General features: G+C 71.1%; 14 protein-coding genes. 6 read left to right on the forward strand and 8 right to left on the reverse strand.

The window, feature by feature from the left end; all coding sequences use genetic code 11:
* Nucleotides 1-434: 434 nt before the first annotated feature.
* Nucleotides 435-953, reverse strand: a complete 519-nt coding sequence (locus ACWGKJ_RS02740) for a hypothetical protein (RefSeq protein WP_385025847.1) — start codon at nt 951-953, stop codon at nt 435-437.
* A 36-nt stretch (nt 954-989) separates the two neighbouring features.
* Between ACWGKJ_RS02740 and ACWGKJ_RS02745 the strand changes: the two genes are divergently transcribed.
* The gene (locus ACWGKJ_RS02745; protein ID WP_385025849.1) at nt 990-1,295 is read left to right on the forward strand and encodes an NUDIX hydrolase; all 306 of its coding nucleotides are present in this window, start codon (nt 990-992) and stop codon (nt 1,293-1,295) included.
* Nucleotides 1,296-1,384: 89 nt separating this feature from the next.
* On the opposite strand, the gene ACWGKJ_RS02750 is transcribed toward ACWGKJ_RS02745, so the two are convergent.
* Nucleotides 1,385-2,992: a coiled-coil domain-containing protein gene (locus ACWGKJ_RS02750; RefSeq protein ID WP_385025852.1), complete on the reverse strand. Its 1,608-nt coding sequence runs from the start codon at nt 2,990-2,992 to the stop codon at nt 1,385-1,387.
* 268 nt (nt 2,993-3,260) lie between these two features.
* Here ACWGKJ_RS02750 and ACWGKJ_RS02755 point away from each other — a divergent pair, with 268 nt between their 5' ends.
* The 3 genes from ACWGKJ_RS02755 to typA all read left to right on the forward strand — a co-directional run bounded on the left by ACWGKJ_RS02755 (nt 3,261) and on the right by typA (nt 9,032).
* A complete protein-coding gene (locus ACWGKJ_RS02755; RefSeq protein ID WP_385025974.1) occupies nt 3,261-4,259 on the forward strand; it encodes a glycoside hydrolase family 18 protein in 999 nt (332 codons plus the stop codon).
* 309 nt (nt 4,260-4,568) lie between these two features.
* Nucleotides 4,569-6,830, forward strand: a complete 2,262-nt coding sequence (locus ACWGKJ_RS02760; RefSeq protein ID WP_385025855.1) for an ABC transporter substrate-binding protein — start codon at nt 4,569-4,571, stop codon at nt 6,828-6,830.
* A gap of 330 nt (nt 6,831-7,160) precedes the next feature.
* Complete coding sequence (typA, locus tag ACWGKJ_RS02765) at nt 7,161-9,032, forward strand: translational GTPase TypA (RefSeq protein ID WP_385025858.1); 1,872 nt, start codon at nt 7,161-7,163, stop codon at nt 9,030-9,032.
* Nucleotides 9,033-9,125: 93 nt separating this feature from the next.
* Here typA and ACWGKJ_RS02770 read toward each other — a convergent pair whose 3' ends face one another.
* Together ACWGKJ_RS02770 and ACWGKJ_RS02775 are read right to left on the reverse strand one after the other, a co-directional pair.
* Nucleotides 9,126-9,710 carry a Uma2 family endonuclease gene (locus ACWGKJ_RS02770; protein WP_385025861.1) on the reverse strand — a complete coding sequence of 195 codons (585 nt, stop codon included), beginning with the start codon at nt 9,708-9,710 and terminating at the stop codon, nt 9,126-9,128.
* 67 nt (nt 9,711-9,777) lie between these two features.
* Entirely contained in the window at nt 9,778-10,239 is a 462-nt protein-coding gene (locus tag ACWGKJ_RS02775) for a GNAT family N-acetyltransferase (RefSeq protein ID WP_385025864.1), read from the reverse strand.
* Nucleotides 10,240-10,312: 73 nt separating this feature from the next.
* Between ACWGKJ_RS02775 and ACWGKJ_RS02780 the strand changes: the two genes are divergently transcribed.
* Both ACWGKJ_RS02780 and ACWGKJ_RS02785 read left to right on the forward strand, forming a co-directional pair.
* The gene (locus ACWGKJ_RS02780) at nt 10,313-11,131 is read left to right on the forward strand and encodes a hypothetical protein (RefSeq protein ID WP_385025866.1); all 819 of its coding nucleotides are present in this window, start codon (nt 10,313-10,315) and stop codon (nt 11,129-11,131) included.
* Nucleotides 11,132-11,134: 3 nt separating this feature from the next.
* Nucleotides 11,135-11,707 (forward strand): chloramphenicol phosphotransferase CPT family protein, encoded by a 573-nt coding sequence (locus ACWGKJ_RS02785; protein ID WP_385025869.1) that lies wholly within the window; start codon nt 11,135-11,137, stop codon nt 11,705-11,707.
* A gap of 70 nt (nt 11,708-11,777) precedes the next feature.
* Here ACWGKJ_RS02785 and ACWGKJ_RS02790 read toward each other — a convergent pair whose 3' ends face one another.
* From ACWGKJ_RS02790 to ACWGKJ_RS02805, 4 genes are all read right to left on the reverse strand, one after another.
* Entirely contained in the window at nt 11,778-13,043 is a 1,266-nt protein-coding gene (locus ACWGKJ_RS02790) for an MFS transporter (RefSeq protein ID WP_385025872.1), read from the reverse strand.
* A 344-nt stretch (nt 13,044-13,387) separates the two neighbouring features.
* Nucleotides 13,388-14,539, reverse strand: coding sequence for a ThiF family adenylyltransferase (locus ACWGKJ_RS02795; protein ID WP_385025875.1), 1,152 nt, complete (start codon nt 14,537-14,539; stop codon nt 13,388-13,390).
* Nucleotides 14,540-14,765: 226 nt separating this feature from the next.
* Complete coding sequence (locus ACWGKJ_RS02800; RefSeq protein ID WP_453315659.1) at nt 14,766-15,734, reverse strand: M3 family metallopeptidase; 969 nt, start codon at nt 15,732-15,734, stop codon at nt 14,766-14,768.
* A 104-nt stretch (nt 15,735-15,838) separates the two neighbouring features.
* The gene (locus tag ACWGKJ_RS02805; protein WP_385025881.1) at nt 15,839-16,606 is read right to left on the reverse strand and encodes a hypothetical protein; all 768 of its coding nucleotides are present in this window, start codon (nt 16,604-16,606) and stop codon (nt 15,839-15,841) included.
* Nucleotides 16,607-16,874 lie beyond the last annotated feature (268 nt).

Raw genomic sequence — 16,874 nt, forward strand, 5'->3', positions numbered from 1 at the left:
AGCCGACGAATCCACGGAAGGACAGCCGAAGCGCCAGTCAGTCCTGGGGTCAGACCGCCGAGCGGAGCCACAGCAATCATCACTGTCAGTCCTCCGCGGGACCGGCCGACGGGCTGGTCGTCAGGTTCGCCGGCCGGGGCTCCTTTTCCGGGGTCCTCACCCGACCTCCCCGGCTGCCCCGCCTGCGGGGACGAGAGACCGCTGGTATGGAATTCGACCGGGCACGGCTGGGTGGAGGTGTGCCGTGGGTGCTGGCGCCATGTTCGTGCGGGCACCGGCACCGGTTCGTCCTGGAGACGCCGTTCAACTGGAGAGGGATCTGGCAGCGGGCTCACATGAGCGATGACGGCATGCCGAACCCACATTGACCTGCGGGCCAGCCGGTTGGATGTGGCACGGGGGTGCACGGATGCTGCTGGGAGGCCGCCAGCCGGTCACCACACGTCGACGGACCAGACGTCGCCCCTCTGATGTCCGTCTGGATCTGGGTCGCTTGACCCGTGCGAGTCAAGGTCAGCGACGACTTGGATGCGGGCGGCGGACGCGGATACGCGGTAGCAGTCCATGTGACTCGACGTGTTGTGCTTGTCGAGTTCGATCGTGTGGCCCAGGGCCAGGATGGCGGTCTGCAGTTCCTTGAAGGGGACTCTGGGTGCGAATTCCCCGTATTCCCGCGAGAGCGGGGACGGCACGGTGCTCGGGGACTGGTCGTACAGCAGTCGTTGGATCTTCACGCCGAAGCCGAAGCACGACATCTGCCCTTGCCGCCCTGGCTGGTCCGGCGAGAAGTTGATTTCCACGAGCCCGTAGTCCCGCCGCAGTAGGCCACCACCGGGGACATCGAGGCATGTCGCCCCCAGCGCGGCCTCCCAGGCTTCCGGGTCGGCACCGAGGCCGACCCCCAGGACCCCACCGCAGACGGCGACGTGAGCGTAGAAGTCCAAAGCGGACACCCGTCAACTCCCTCAACTATCCGGACAGGGCACCACGTGCTGATCTCCGCACAGGACAGGCGGATCAGCGCCCAGTATTCCGTGATCGTACGGAGCAGCCGGTCAGGGCAGTCGCCCGGTGAGTCCGGCTCCGTCGTCGACATCGACGTACATCCCATCCCGGCCAACGAGACCAAGGGGGAGCCGGAGCATCAGCACATCGACTTCCGCTTCCTCTTTCACACGGAGACCGCTGATATCGGTGCGCTCCAGATCGGGGAAGTCACGGACGCGGCGTGGCTGTGCGTGGACGCTCTCGCGTCAAGGAGGCTGGTGGGAAGGGTGTCGAGCGCACTGCGCTGAATCGGGCACCGGGCCGCTCGTGGCAGGCGGGCAGGGGCAGATGGTCGTCGTTCGCGACCGGTGTGAAGTGCGCTGGGACAAGGGCCCGTTCAGTCCCCGCCCTTCATCCGGCCCCGCGTCCCGGCGCCCCCGAAGCGGGCGGGTGCGCCGCCCTCCCCGGGCGGTCCGCCGATGACGATGCCGCCGAGTACCGCGCCACCCGGGTCTCCTGGCGGGGTTCCGTAGGCCCGTACGTCCTGTTCGGCCAGGTACTGGGCCTGCCCGGCCAGGGAGTCGGCCTGGCGGGCGGCGGACAGGGCGCGGCGGGGGTCGGGGCCCGCGAGCGGGCCGGACTCCTCCAGGTGGCGCCGGGCCTCCGCAAGGCGGGTGCGGGCCTGGATGCCCACCGCGCCCCGGTGGGTGGTGAGGTAGTCGGCCGCTGCCCCGGTCGTGGAGCGCGCCGTCAGGGTGGCCGCTTCGAGGAGTTCGGCGGCTCTGCGGGGGCCCGGCCCGGGGGCGCCGCCCGCCAGGGCCCGGTCCAGCGGGGCGTCGGCATCCGTGACCCGGCGCAGCGCGTCGACCGGGTCGTAGGGCCCTGTCCGCTGCTCCTGCCGTACGCCCGCCGTGACCGTCTCCGCGCGGGCGATCCGGCCCTGGAGGTCCGCCCCCGCCGCCGCGGTGGCCACCGGCAGCGAACGGGCCTCGGCCAGGTCCGCCTCCGTCTCGGTGAGCGCGCCGGTCAGCCGGACCTCCGCCTCGGCCACCTCCCGGGCCAGCCGGTCGACCGCGTCGATGAGCGTCGCCGCCTGCCCCACCGCGCTCTCCGCCGCCCGTACGTGCACCGCGGCCCGCGCGTACTCCGCGAAGTCCACCGACTGCCGGGCCTGGTTGAGGCCGTTCGTCGCGAAGAGGAGCCGGTCCTTTGCCTGTTCGACGTTCCCGGCGACCGCAGCCGACGCGGATTCCGCGTACCGCTCACGCAGTGCGGCGAGGGTGGACGCGGCGGCCCCGGTGCGTCCCGCGACCGTCCGGAAGGCGCTCTCGGCCGTGGTCAGCGCCTGCGGGGCCTCCGTCTCCAGGGCGCGCAGCCGGTCGAAGCCCTCCGACTCCTCGTCCAGGCGCCGCCCGGCCTCCGTGCACCGGGCCCCGATCTCCTCCAGCACCTGCCGCCGGGCCGCCTCACGTTCCGGGAACGAGTCGTCCAGCTGCTGGCGGAGCCGGAACGCCGTGGCCAGCTCGGTCCTCGCGTACACCAGCGCCGCCCGGTACGGCTCCACCGCCCGGTCCCCGTACCGGGCTGCGGCGAGGTCCAGCTCCTCCGTACTCGTCCGCACCGCGTCGTCAGTCGCCACCAGCAGCTCCCCGGCCTCCGTATCGAGCTGCGCCAGGGCGATCCCCTCGGTGGCCCCGGGCGTCCAGCCCTGCTGCATCGCGCTGCCGGCCGGGGTCGTTCTGGTCCCGGCCCGCCGCCTCCTGCGGATGTACGCGTAGACCGCCAGGCCGCCGACCACGATCACCAGGGCGAGCGGGACCAGCAGAGCGCCGTTGCCCATGTCGACCTTCCGGCCGCCGGGATCGTGAGCGCCGAGCGCGTACACCCGGCCGGTCGCCTGCGCGGCCGGTGCCGGGGCCACCAGCAGGAACACCGCACCGAGCGCGGCGCCCAGAGCGGCGATGACGGCGGTGTGCGGCCGTGCGGATGGCTCGTGCGGCGTCACATGGGGGAGCGTATGACCGTCCCGGGCGGCCCGCGACCGCAGCTGCTCTGCCCGCGGACCGCGGCTACTCTGTGGGGCTTACCGTACGAGCTCGTGGGGGCACGGGGTGCAGGTACGACACTGGGGGATCCGGCGCTGGGGGATCCGAAACTGGGGGATCCGAAACTGGGGGATCCGAATACGGCGCGCGCTGGCGGGCCTGCTGATCCGGACCGCACCGCACGGCGGACGTACGCCAACAGCGCCGCGCGGCCGGGCGCACAGCCCGCTGCGGGTCCGGCTGCGGCGGGCCGGGGCGGCGGTCGCGGTGCTCCTGCTCGTTCCGGTGCTCGCCGCGGGCGTCGCCCTGCGGACCGCATACGCGGGCGACTACCGCGACGGGACCCGCACCCGCGGCCGTGACGCCCTCTGGCTCGGCCACGCTTGGGTCGACGGCCGGAAGAAGGACACCGACGTCCACGCACTCGCGGCCCGGCTGCGGGGGAGCGGTCTGCGGGACCTCTATGTGCACGCCGGGCCCCTGGAGCACGACGGAACCCTGCCGGCCGCCCGCTACGCCGGGGCGAAGTGGCTCATCGCCGCCGTACACCGCGAGCTGCCCGGGGTACGCGTCCAGGCGTGGCTCGGCGACGAGCTGGCCACCGAGAGCCCGGACGGCCTCGATCTGACGCGGGCCGCGTCCCGCAGCGCCGTCGTCGCCTCCGCGCGCCAGGTCATCGACGCGGGCTTCGAAGGGACACACTTCGACCTGGAACCGCTGCACTCGGGCGACCGCGACTATCTGGCGCTCCTCGACCGTCTGCGCACCCTCACCAGGCAGCGCGGCGTCCTGCTCTCGGTGGCCTCCCACCAGATCGACCCGCTGCCCGCCCTGCACACCGTCGCGGGCGCGCTCAGCGGGCACCCGAAGTACTGGTCGCAGAAGTACTTCGGCGAGGTGGCCCGCCGGGTCGACCAGATCGCGGTCATGTCGTACGACACCGCGCTGCCGCTGCCGAGCCTGTACGGCGGCTATGTGGCCGAGCAGACCGAGCTGGCCCTCGAAGTGGCCCCGGAATCAACCGACTTGCTGATGGGGCTGCCCTTCTACCACGAGACCAAACCCGGCCATATTGCCTCCGCCGAGACGGCCGCGGCCGCGGTGCGCGGGGTGCGGCTCGGGCTCGGCAGACAGGAGAGCGGCCGGGAGCGCTTCGGGGTCGCCCTGTATGTCGACTTCGCCGCGACGGAGGCGGACTGGACGGCGTACCGGAAGGGCTGGAACTGAACCGGGCGGCGTACCGCAAGGGCTGGAGCTGAGCGGCGCGTAACCCCTGCCCTGCGGGGGGAGCGGGGCGGCGGGCTGCGCTGCCGTCCCGCCCGGTACGGGAAAGGCGGCGCGCGCCCGTGCGAGCGCCCGCGTTGCTCCGCACGGGTGGGGTTCGGGCGGCTTCACGCCGTGGCTTCCACGGGCGGCCAGGGGCCTCCCCTTCAGTGAAGGGGTCATAGGTGTGATCAACATGAAATGCCACCAAACCCGAAGATTCGCGTTCATTCCCCGCAGGGATGGGCGGGGTCGGCCCCGGAGGTATCAGCCATGTCCCACGTCGGCGTCCCACACGGGAGAGCGAAGCGTCGCAGCGTCGCGCTCCTCGCCACCGGTGTACTCACGCTGCCCGTGCTGGCCGGGTGCGGTTCGAGTGATGACCACGGCAGCAACGCGAAGGCGGTGGGACCCGACATCGCGACGGCCTCGCGGTCCCGGATCGCCGACGGCGGCACCCTGCGCTGGGCGGTCGACGCGATGCCCGCCACCCTGAACACCTTCCAGGCCGACGCCGACGCGTCCACCTCGCGGATCGCGGGCGCGGTGCTGCCCGCGCTCTTCACGCTCGACCGCTCGGGGCGGCCGAAGCTCAACGGCGACTATCTGGAGTCGGCCAAGGTCATCAAGCAGGAGCCGAAGCAGGTCGTCCGCTACCGAATCAACCAGAAGGCGGTCTGGAGCAACGGCCGGGAGATCGGGGCTCCCGACTTCGTGGCCCAGTGGCGGGCGCTCAGCGGCAGGGACTCGGGGTTCTGGACCGCGCGCAACGCCGGGTACGACCGGATCGAGAAGATCGAGCGGGGCAAGGACGACCTGGAGGTCCAGGTCACCTTCAACAAGCCGTACGCGGACTGGCGTTCGCTCTTCACCCCGCTCTACCCGAAGGAGGTCATGAGCACCCCGGACGCCTTCAACGACGGCGCGCGCAAGAAGCTCACGGCGACCGCCGGGCCGTTCAGCATCAAGAGCGTGGACGCCGGAGAGAAGCAGACCACGCTGGTCCGCAACCCGCACTGGTGGGGGCGGCAGGCCAAGCTCGACTCGCTCGTCCTGACCGCCGTCCCGGCCGAGCGGCGCACGGCCGCCCTCACCGCGGGCTCCGTCGACCTCGCGGACGTCGACGGACCGGCCGCCGGCCGGATCACCCTCGCGGACAAGGACGGGAACAACGGGCAGCCGCTGACCCACGGCCCCGGCAGCGAGGTGCAGCCGGCCGACGCCCTGCTCAACTGGGCCGCGGCGCACGGCGCGGACGGCCCGGAGGCCCAGGAGCAGGCGAGCCGGGCCGCCGAGCAGACCCGTCAGGACCGCCAGGAGTACGCGCGGCAGCAGGCGGCCCTGCACGGCTATGTGATCCGCAAGTCCCTGGAGCCCGCCTACACCCAGCTGGCCATGAACGGCAGCTCCGGCCCGCTCGCGGACGAGCGGGTGCGCCGGGCGGTCGCCAGGGCGCTGGACCGCAAGGAGATCGCGTCCGACGTGCTGAAGCCGCTCGGGCTGCCCGCCCTGCCGCCCGGCAGCCATCTCGCGCTGGCGGGCCAGGAGGACTACGCGGACAACAGCGGCGCCATCGGCGACCACAACCCGCGCCAGGCCCAGGCGCTGCTCTCCGCCGCGGGCTGGACGGCCGAGGGCGCACGCCAGGCGGACCAGGGCACCAAGGCGGGAAGCAAGCCGGACGCGTCCGGCACGCCGTCGGGTTCGGGCAAGCCGTCCGCATCCGGCAAGCCGCAGCAGACCGCGAAGCCCGACGCCTCGGGTAAGCCGCAGGAGTCCGCCAAGCCGGAGACCTCCGCCAAGCCGGACACCTCCGCCGAGCCCGACGCGTCGAAGTCCGCTGCGGGCTCCCTCGACGACTCGAAGTCCGGGACCGCTGACGACTCGAAGTCGGGAACCGCCGCGTCCGGCGACGAGAAGCACCAGGTGGCGGGCGCGTACGCCCCCAAGGGCACCGCTGCTCCGGCCGCCGCAGCACCCGCGGCGGCGCTCGGCAAGAACGGCAAGTCGCTGACCCTGCGCTTCGTGCTCCCCTCGGGCCCCGGCTCGGAAGTGATCAACAGCGTCGGCACCAAGATCACGCAGGAACTGGACGCGGTCGGCATCCGTACCGTGGTCAGCAAGGTCGACAGTGCCGGCTACTTCAAGGACCACATCGCCTCCGGCGACTACGACCTGGCCATCTACTCCTGGCCCGCCACCGCCTACCCGGCCACCGACGCCCGGCCCATCTACGCCAAGCCGGCCGTAGCGTCCGACGGCTCCCTCATGGTCGACCAGAACTACACCCGGGTCGGCACGGACCGTATCGACCAGCTCTTCGACCGCGCCGCCGGCGAGCTCAACGAGAAGGCCGCACGGGACCTGGTGAAGCAGGCCGACGCCCATATCTGGGCCACCGCGGGATCGATTCCGCTCTATCAGCGCCCGGACCTCGTCGCCGCGAAGCGCGGTGTCGCGAACGCCGGAGCCTTCGGTTTCACCTCCCCCGTCTACCAGGACATCGGCTTCCTGAAGTCCGCCAAGAAGTCCTGAGCACCCCCGCCCAGCTGTCCCCGAGCCCCGGATCACCGCAGGTCGTAGCGGTGGCCCGGGGCTCAGCCGGGAGATGCGGCCCGACCCCTCCACTTGCCCGCCGGCCTCGTCGGCGGGCAAGCTGGTGTCCCGCGCCGCAGGCTGGCCCGCAAGACCCTCACCGCCCCCGCGCGACCCTTGTCACACCAGGGCCGGGGGCCGCTAACCCTCGCCCGGGAAGCCCCGGGCGCGCGAGCCCCGTACCATGGGACTGGCCGTGGCGCGTCCGCCCGGCGGGCGTAGCCGAGACAGACGCCGCATCCCACGAGCTGAGAGAAGCGCAAGCCACCCATGCCCACGCGCCACGACATCCGTAACGTAGCCATCGTCGCCCACGTCGACCACGGCAAGACCACCCTGGTCGACGCCATGCTCAAGCAGGCCGGCGCCTTCGCCGCGCACGCCGCCGAGCACCTCGACGACCGCATGATGGACTCGAACGACCTGGAGCGTGAGAAGGGCATCACGATCCTGGCCAAGAACACGGCCGTGAAGTACCACCCGAAGGATGGCGGCGACGTCATCACCATCAACATCATCGACACCCCCGGCCACGCCGACTTCGGCGGTGAGGTCGAGCGCGGTCTCTCGATGGTGGACGCGGTCGTCCTCCTCGTCGACGCCTCCGAGGGGCCGCTGCCGCAGACCCGCTTCGTGCTCCGCAAGGCCCTGGACGCCAAGCTGCCGGTCATCCTCTGCGTGAACAAGACGGACCGCCCGGACTCCCGGATCGACGAGATCGTCAACGAGACGTACGACCTCTTCCTCGACCTGGACGCCGACGAGGACCAGATCGAGTTCCCGATCGTCTACGCGTGCGCCCGTGACGGCGTCGCCTCGCTGACCAAGCCCGACGACGGCACCGTCCCGCAGGACAGCGACAACCTGGAGCCGTTCTTCTCCACGATCCTCTCCAGCGTCCCGGCCCCGGAGTACGACGAGGACGCCCCGCTCCAGGCGCACGTCACCAACCTCGACGCGGACAACTTCCTCGGCCGTATCGCGCTCTGCCGTGTCGAGCAGGGCGAGCTGCGCAAGGGCCAGACCGTCGCGTGGATGAAGCGCGACGGCACGATGTCCAACGTCCGCATCACCGAGCTGCTGATGACCGAGGCGCTCACCCGCAAGCCGGCCGAGAAGGCCGGCCCCGGCGACATCTGCGCCATCGCCGGTATCCCGGACATCATGATCGGCGAGACCCTGGCCGACCCGGAGAACCCGATCGCGCTGCCGCTGATCACGGTGGACGAGCCGGCCATCTCGATGACCATCGGCGCCAACACCTCGCCGCTGGTCGGCAAGGGCGGCAAGGGCCACAAGGTCACCGCCCGGCAGATCAAGGACCGTCTGGACCGCGAGCTGATCGGTAACGTCTCGCTCCGCGTCCTGGACACCGAGCGCCCCGACGCCTGGGAGGTCCAGGGCCGCGGTGAGCTGGCGCTCGCCATCCTGGTCGAGCAGATGCGCCGTGAGGGCTTCGAGCTGACCGTCGGCAAGCCCGAGGTCGTCACCAAGCAGATCGACGGCAAGACGCACGAGCCGATCGAGCGCATGACGATCGACTCGCCCGAGGAGCACCTCGGCGCCATCACGCAGCTGATGGCGACCCGCAAGGGCCGTATGGAGACCATGACGAACCACGGTTCGGGCTGGGTCCGCATGGAGTGGATCGTCCCGTCCCGCGGCCTGATCGGCTTCCGTACGGAGTTCCTCACGCAGACCCGCGGCACCGGCATCGCGCACTCCATCTTCGAGGGCCACGAGCCGTGGTTCGGTGACCTGCGCACCCGCCACAACGGTTCGCTCGTCGCGGACCGCGCGGGCGTCGTGACGCCGTTCGCGATGGTCAACCTCCAGGAGCGCGGTGTCATCTTCACCGAGGCCACCACGGAGGTCTACGAGGGCATGATCATCGGTGAGAACTCGCGCGCCGACGACATGGACGTGAACATCACCAAGGAGAAGAAGCTCACCAACATGCGTGCCGCCTCCGCGGACACCACCGAGAACGTGGTGCCGGCCAGGAAGCTGTCGCTTGAGCAGTCGCTGGAGTTCTGCCGCGACGACGAGTGCATCGAGGTGACCCCGGAGACCGTGCGGATCCGCAAGGTCGTCCTGGACCAGAAGGAGCGCGGCCGCAGCGCCTCCCGCGCCAAGCGCTGACGCCCCGCCCCGGGATCCCGCCCGGCCCCCCCACCACGACCGGTGGGGGGCCGGGCGTCTGCACGACCGGTGGGGGGCGTTGCGTGTCCGGCCTCAGCCCATCCGGTCGCCCGGTTTCCCGTACCGAAGGAAGGCGCCGGTCTCCACGGACCACGGGCCGAGCGTCACAGTGTCACCGAAGATGTACGGGGCCTTCTGCCGGTAGCGGTCGCCGCAGGGCTCGGAGTGGACCTCGATGGTCCCGGTGCGCGGATCGACGATCATGTAGAGCCCGATCCCCATGGCCGGATACTCGGCGAGCTTCTCGCCGTAGTCGTTCTCCGGGTTGGAGGGCGAGACGATCTCGATGACTGCCAGGACCTGCGTGGCATCCACGGCGAGGCCCGGTTCGTCGAGTGCTTCCTCGGGGATGACGAGGGCGTCGGGGCGCCGCATCCGGCCGATCTCGGGGTGCTCGATCTCCGGGCCGTTCTCGCAGACATATCCGGGACGGGTGGCCGGAAGCTGCTCATTGAGCTGGTTCCGGATGCGGCGCACCGTTCCCTCGTGGCGCTTCGAGGGGCTCATCATGGCGAGGAACGGCCCGCTGGGGCCGATCTCGACGTTCCAGGATCCCTCAAGGTGTTCGGCGTAGGCAGTGAGTTCCTCGGCGATCGCGCGCATCTTCGCGTAGTCCATGTACGAAGCGTAGCCAGAGCGGCACCGGGGGCTGCGCTCCCGGTGCCGCTCCCGCCCGGCCCGTGCGTCAGGAAGGCCCCCGGTACTGGTGCATCATCACCGCCGGGTCCGGGGACCAGTACGCGTGCACGGTGGCCGTCCGGGTCCAGCCGAGGCGCTCGTACAGTGCGACCGCCGAGGTGTGGGTGGTGACCACGTCCAGGAGCGGGCGCAGCCCCGACTCCCTTGCCACGCGGGTGAGTCGGCACATCAGCAGCTCGCCCATGCGGTGGCCGCGCGCGGCCGGGGAGACGTACAGCCGGTTCACCTCGCAGGTGCCCGCCTCCGCTCCCGGCGTCAGCACCGCGTGCCCGGCCACCTCGCCGTCCAGCTCGGCCACCCAGGAGCCGAGCAGACCGTCCGGCGTGATCCAGGCGGCGGGGTCGGCGGGCCAGTACAGGGGGTAGCGGTCCCGGGCGTGCACATCGGCGAGGATCCGGACACACGCGTCCAGGTCCGCGTCCTGGCGGGGGCGTATGCGAGCGGTCATCGGATCAGCGGTCATCGCAGCATCGAAACACAAACCGCTTGCGGCGCCTGAGCCCGCCCTGTTGGGTGACCGGATGGACACGGGTACCGACCGCACCGACGAGCCGGGTCCCGGGCCTTCGCCCCGCACGGCCACTCCAGGAGCAGGGGTCACGACAGCAGCCGTCGCAACGCCTCGCCTCACGCCGCACGGCGGGCGGCCCGTATCGGCGGCGGCCCGTAACAACGCCGAGTGGTGCGACGCCCTCTGCCGTACCCACGGAGTGCGCGGTGTGTTCTCGCCCGCCGCCTGGACCTGCGCCGAGCGCACCCCGCCGTACTATCCCGATGCGGTGACCCTGGCGCCCGGGGCCGACGCCGCCGCTCTGCTCGCCGCGGTCGACACCGCGGCACCCGGCTGCACGGTCAAGGACAGCTTCGCCGATCTCGATCTGACGGGGCACGGGTTCGACGTCCTCTTCGACGCCGAGTGGATCCACCGGCCGGCCACCCTGCCCGCGCCCCCGGCGCCGGAGGGCGTGCGCTGGGAGCGCGTCCGTACGGCCGAGGGGCTGGAGGAGTGGGAGCGGGCCTGGGACGGCGGGGTACGCGGGCTCTTCCTCCCCGCGCTCCTCGCCGACCGGCACACGGCGGTGCTGGCGGCCCGGCGGGGCGGGCAGTGGGTGGCCGGAGCGGTCGTCAGCGCGAGCGCCACGGCCACCGGGGTGTCCAACCTCTTCACGGTGGGGGAGTACTCCCCGGACGCGGCCTGGGACGGCTGCCTCGCGGCGATCGCGGCCCGCCGCCCCGGCCTGCCGGTGGCCGGTTACGAATCCGGCGACGACCTGAACACCGCGCTGCGCCACGGCTTCGAACCGGCGGGCCCGCTGCGCGTCTGGCTGAGAGAAGGCTGAGGCATGGGGATCCATCCGTCACCGGGCGGTACGGTCATCTTCCTGAACGGCACGTCCAGTTCGGGGAAGTCGAGCATCGCCGCCGAGCTGCTGCGGATCCTGGACGGCCGGTACTTCCACTTCCCGGTGGACGCCTTCCACGCGATGCGCTCGGAGCGGGAGATCCTGCCGCACGAGCTCCAGGACGTCATCGACAGCACCGCCCGCGGCTTCCACCGGGCCGCCGCCGGCATGGCGGCCGGCGGCAACGACATCGTGGTGGACCACGTGTTCAGCCGGAGCTGGCGGCTGGCCGACTGCGTCTCGGTGTTCGTCCCGGACGATGTCATGCTGGTCGGGGTCCGCTGCCCGCTCCTGGAGCTGGAACGGCGCGAACGGGAGCGCGGCGACCGCACCCCAGGGCTGGCGGCCATGCAGTTCGACCAGGTCCACGCGCACGGGCTCTACGACATCGAGTGCGACACCAGCGTGCTGAGCCCGCTGGAGTGCGCGGAGCGGATCAGGGACTTCCTGCCGGTCCGCCCGCGCCCTACGGCCTTCCGGCAGCTGCGCGACCGGTCGGGGGCACGGGATTAGGGTCTGCCCGCGGTCACTGCGCTGGGCGGCAGGTACGGGCCGGTCCGGTTCTCGCGTGGCCCGGCCGCTGTCATGAGGTCTGCTCCGCGCCCGCCGCCCCCGCCGCCGGGACGGGACCGGTGCCGTCGGCCTCGATCACGCCGTCGACGGGGGTGCGCAGCGGGGAGAGGTACGCGAGTCCGGCGATGGCCAGACGGAGCACCGCGCCGACCGCGATGATCAGATACATGTCGTGGAAGGCCGACTCCAGCGCGCCCGCGAGCAGCGCGGAGACCGGGATCGAGGCGAAGGCCAGCATGCGGGTGGTGGCGACCACCCGGCCGAGCAGCTCCCGGGGAACGATCTTCTGGCGCAGGGTGAACCAGGCCACCGGGTTGATGGAGCCCAGCGCGTACAGCAGCCCCCAGACCACCCCGATGGCGAACGCGCCGCGCAGCGGGATCAGCAGCAGGGTGCCGAGACCGGCCAGCGCCGTGGTGCTGATCAGGATCCGGCCGGGCGGGAACCTCTGCACCAGGCGGCCCGCCACCGCCGCTCCGAGCACCGCACCGACCCCCTGGGCGGCCAGCACCACACCGATCACCTGCGGGCTCAGATGCCGGTAAGTGGTCAGATAGAAGACGAAGTTCGCCTGGATCAGCCAGATCGCGAAGTTGGTCCCGGTGAACATCAGCGAGCCCGCGGCAAGCACCCGGTTGCGCCGGAACACGTACCGCAGGGCCACCCGGATGTCCTGGACGAAGGTGGCGCCGCGCTGCGGCTGCCGTCCGCCGTCGGTCGCGGTGTGCCGGATCAGCAGGATGGCGCCGGCCGAGACGACGAACGTCGCCGCGTTGACGTAGATGGTCGTCTCGTAGCCGAGGAACATCACCAGACCGCCCGCCGCGGCCGGCCCGATCATGCTCATGATGTTGTCGCCGGACTGCATCCAGCTGTTGGCCGGGCCGAGCCGGTCGGCGGGCACGATCTCCGGCAGGAAGCTCTGGAACGCCGGGTGGTAGACCGGCTCCACACAGGCCAGCAGGAACGCCGTGAGGTAGATGGGCCACAGTGCGTGGCTGCCCGCCGAGACCACCAGGGCGAGCGCGGTGGCGATCACGGCCGCGGTGAGGTCACCGAAGATGAGCAGCCTGCGCCGGTCGAAGCGGTCCGCGAACACCCCGCCGGGCAGGGAGAGCAGCAGGAAGGGGATGTACTCGATGGCGTAGACCGCGCCCGTACTGAGCGCCGAACCGGTGAGTTTGAGCACCAGCAGGGGCAGGGCGAGGCGGTAGAGCCAGTTGCCCAGTGAGGACGTGATGTAGGCAGTCAGCAGGGTGTAGTAACGACTTCCCACAGGCGCTTCTCCAGAGAGTCCGTGATGAATCGGCGCCGATGCGCGGGGGGTTGAGCGAGGTCCGAGTGAGGTCCGAGCTGGTTCCGGGCGGGTTCCGGGCCAATTCCGGGGCCGGTTCGGGGTCGGTTCCGGTCCGGTTCCGGGCAGGGAAGCCGGGTCCCGTCCGCAGCTGTGGACGGCGGGGGCCGTGGAACACCCTATAGATCTCCGGGTGCCGGGATACGGCGAAAGCATCCGATTCCGGCCACCGGTCCAGCAGGGGCGAGGCGGGGGCCAGGGCGGCGGAGGCAGGGACAGCGGCAGGGGCCCGCAGTCGGTGCCGTCCGGCCCCGGTCCTGCGGAGTTCAGCTGGACACGGCCCGGCCGGCCGCCATCGCTGCGGACGGGCCCGCCGCGGGACCGCACACCGGGCAGTCGCTCTGCCGTTCCCAGCGCTCGCTCTCGCCCATGGCGTAGTCCGCGAACCGCAGTTCCATCAGCCGCCCGGCGGCCACCGGCGGGGCGATACCCGTGACCAGCCTGGTCAGTTCGCCGATCAGGAAGCCGGTGGTCATCGTGACCAGCGGGCAGAACGCCGCGTTGTCGCCGCCGATCTGCCGCTCCCGCTTCTCCTCCAGCAGCTGCCCTGCGACCTCGTCGGCCGCGAAGGTCTGGCGCCGCCAGCACTCGATGCAGCCGGTGCGGCCCGGCAGCATGGTGTAGTAGACGGCGCGCTGGGTTTCGAGACCGCCGGTGATCAGCGGCACCCCGGTACGTACACAGGCTTCGTTCACCCAGTTCGCGATCTCCATCTTGGGCCGGTCCGCGACGGAGATGACCACATCCGACCCCTCCAGTACGCCCAGGACGTCCTCGACGGAGCCGATCTTGAGGTCGACCGGTTCGATGTCGATGTGCGGGTTGAACTCCTTCACCCGCTCGACGGCGAGGGGCAGCTTCCGCTCCCCGATGTCGCCCTCCCGGTACAGGATCTGCCGGTTGAGGTTCGACAGCTCCACCCGGTCGAACTCCACCGCGCGCACATGCCCGATCCCCATCGCGGCCATGTCCAGCAGGATGTGCGAGCCCAGTCCGCCCAGGCCGAGCAGCGTGACCCGGCAGTCGCGGAGCTTGCGCTGCTGGTCGTACTTGTTGTCGTCCATCCGTGCGAACGAGCCGAAGAAGTTGATGTTCCGTTCCCAGCGCTTCAGTTCATGCGCTTCGAGTACACCGTCCGCGGTCTGCCGGGCGTCCAGCAGGAACTGCGCCTCGTCGAACTGGGCCACTGCCTCGTCGACGTCCTGGCGTGAGACCTCGGGGAAGTCGGTGGCCAGCGCCCGGTGCACCTCGTCCGTGGTACGCGTACCGTCCAGCAGCTCAAGGAGGCGGCGGACGGCGCCGGTCGGGTCGGCGATCTCGGTCACCTCGCCGTAGCCGCCGATGAAGACCGTGTCACCCGAGCCGAAGGTGGGCGAGGTGTGCTTGAGCTGGGGCCTGCGTGTCTCGGCGGGGGGCATCGTCGTCTTCCTTCCGCGATACTGATGTGTGGGCCGGCCGGGGAGACCCGGACCGCCCGATGGACCTCCGCGGGTGGGCGATTGGCGCGCCCACCCGCGGAGTCACAGAGGGGTGAGGGAGCGGTGTCCCTCACCGGAGGGCTCAGCCCTCGTTCGCCTGGCCGGCGATGCTGGCCTTACGGGTCGTCATGGCAACGGACATAGTGATCAACTCCTTCCGGGCCCCTCAGGGCGTGGATTTCCCGCTGCCCGCGGGGTGCGGGGAACGGAAGTCTGTGCGCGCGGGCGGCCCGTGCGGCCTGTCAGACCCGGCCGGATCGCGCCGCCCGGCCGACTCGGCCGCCTCGCGCAGCTCGTCCAGGGAGAGAGCCAGCTGTGCGACGGCGTCGTGCCAGGTGCGGCTGGGGTCACCTGTGGCGAGGGTGAGCAGCTCCGCCGGCTTCCGGGTGTCGCCCAGCCGCAGCATCTCCGTCAGCCGGTCACCCACGCCGGGCGGATCGGCCTCGAAGTGGCGCAGCAGCGTGAGCGCGGACAACTGCCCGTACACATAGGCGTAGTTGGAGCCTGGCGTGGTGAAGAGGGGCTCCAGATAGCTCCACCACAGGCGGTACCCCTCGGTCAGGCGGACCGCGGGGCCGTAGAGGCGGTCATGCCCTTCGGTCCACAACTCGCCCATGCGGTCCGCGTCCAGGGCCTCACCGTCGCGCACCCGCTCGTGCAGGGCCACCTCGAACCGGTGCAGCGCCGCATGCCGGCCGATCGCGACCATCTGGTCTGCCAGCCAGCGCGCCAGCCGGCGCAGCCGTACCGCGGGGTCCGCCGTACCGGCCAGCGGCTGCCGCACGGCAAGCCCCTCACAGAACAAGGCGAAGGTTTCGGCCATGACGGGGGCCGGGGTGGCTGCCAGATAGGGCTGACCGGCGGCGAGCTGGAGAGAGACGGCGTGCCCGGTCTCGTGGACGAGGGTCAGTACGTCCCTGGGCATTCCGCGGAAATTCATGGAAACGCAGGGGAGCTGTCCCGGAATGGTCTGAGTGAATGCGCTCCTGCTTTTCCCGGGGCTCGGTACGGCGTCAATCCTGCCGCTGTCGAAAAGAGTGCGGGCCGAATCGGCGGCCGTCGGCGATATGGATTCCATCACGGATATCGCGACGGCCACAGCTTCGGCCCATGTGGTTCCGGTCGACGGCGGCACGAGGGGCGCGTATCTGTCGTAGTCGGCGAAGTCACCGACTCCCAGGATTTCGCGCTTCAGGGTGTAATAGGAGTGGATCAGCGGAAGGCATTCGTCCGCAGCAGTCAGCAGTCAGCAGTCAGCAGTCCGTCGACCTCGGCCCGCGACACCTGGTCGAACAGGCGCCGCTCCCGCAGCCAGTCGGTGCCCCGGATGGCGGCCCGGGTCTCGCTGTCCGCCACCGTCATCGATAGGGCGAAGGCGCGCAGCCCGGCCCGGTCGGCGAGCGCCGCCCCGATGGCCGCGTGGGTCGCCTTCCGGGCGTCGCGGTCCGCCTCGTACAGGCCGGGAAGCGCCTCGGCGACGCTGCGCGGAGCACCGCCGTCCAGCTTTACGGAGAGGTCGCGCAGGAGCTGCTGGGAGAGCCGTTCCCATCCTTCGCCGCCGGTCGGCAGCAGCCGGGCCAGTATGGATTCCTGCACGTCAGGAAGGTTTCCGGCGCTTGCCGCCCGTACCTTGCCGAGGAAGTTCGCGTAGGGGCCCAGGCCGTCGGGGGCCTCGGGCAGGGCGCCCAGTCCGGTTTCGAAGAAGGCCAGGGTCGAGGCCAGTTCGGCCCAGGCCCGGTCGCAGCGGGACAGCAGCGCGAGCGCCCGGGGGCGCAGTGCCGTGTCGGTCTGCAGCAGCTCGCCGTAGCAGGAGGCTTCCTGGATCCGGGCGACGCAGTGCTCGTAACGCCGGATGGCGGTCCGTAAGGAAGGCGCGTCAAGACCGGACAGGGCGCCGGCGTAGTCGGCCGCCATCTTCTGCGCTTCGCGGAGCGGCTCGCTCAGTAACGCGTCCACCACCGCGGAATCCGGGTCGGGGAAGAGGGAGGCGACGTCCCAGTGCGGCACCGCGGAATGCAGTACTGAATGATCCGGTACCGAATAATCCGCTACTGAATTCTGAGCGGCTGGGGAGTTTTTACCGTGCGTCGGCATCCATCCTCCTTTCAAGCCCATCCGTGCTGGCTGTCAACTGAGCGCCGAGAACAGAAATACAGAGAGAGCGACTTGGAGGATCTCCGCCGGGACTGCCTGACTTTTCAACCGGCGGCAGGAGGACAATAGGCAGGGGGTTGTACGGGCGTCAAGGGTCTGTTCCGGAAAGGCTTGTACCCGC

The organism is Streptomyces sp. NPDC054757 (assembly GCF_053612185.1).

Coding starts and splice junctions, on each gene's coding strand:
- ACWGKJ_RS02760 (WP_385025855.1), top strand. CDS start 4,569: ATGTCCCACGTCGGCGTCCCACACGGGAGAGCGAAGCGTCGCAGCGTC.
- typA (WP_385025858.1), top strand. CDS start 7,161: ATGCCCACGCGCCACGACATCCGTAACGTAGCCATCGTCGCCCACGTC.
- ACWGKJ_RS02770 (WP_385025861.1), bottom strand. CDS start 9,710: ATGGACTACGCGAAGATGCGCGCGATCGCCGAGGAACTCACTGCCTAC.
- ACWGKJ_RS02775 (WP_385025864.1), bottom strand. CDS start 10,239: ATGACCGCTCGCATACGCCCCCGCCAGGACGCGGACCTGGACGCGTGT.
- ACWGKJ_RS02780 (WP_385025866.1), top strand. CDS start 10,313: ATGGACACGGGTACCGACCGCACCGACGAGCCGGGTCCCGGGCCTTCG.
- ACWGKJ_RS02785 (WP_385025869.1), top strand. CDS start 11,135: ATGGGGATCCATCCGTCACCGGGCGGTACGGTCATCTTCCTGAACGGC.
- ACWGKJ_RS02795 (WP_385025875.1), bottom strand. CDS start 14,539: ATGCCCCCCGCCGAGACACGCAGGCCCCAGCTCAAGCACACCTCGCCC.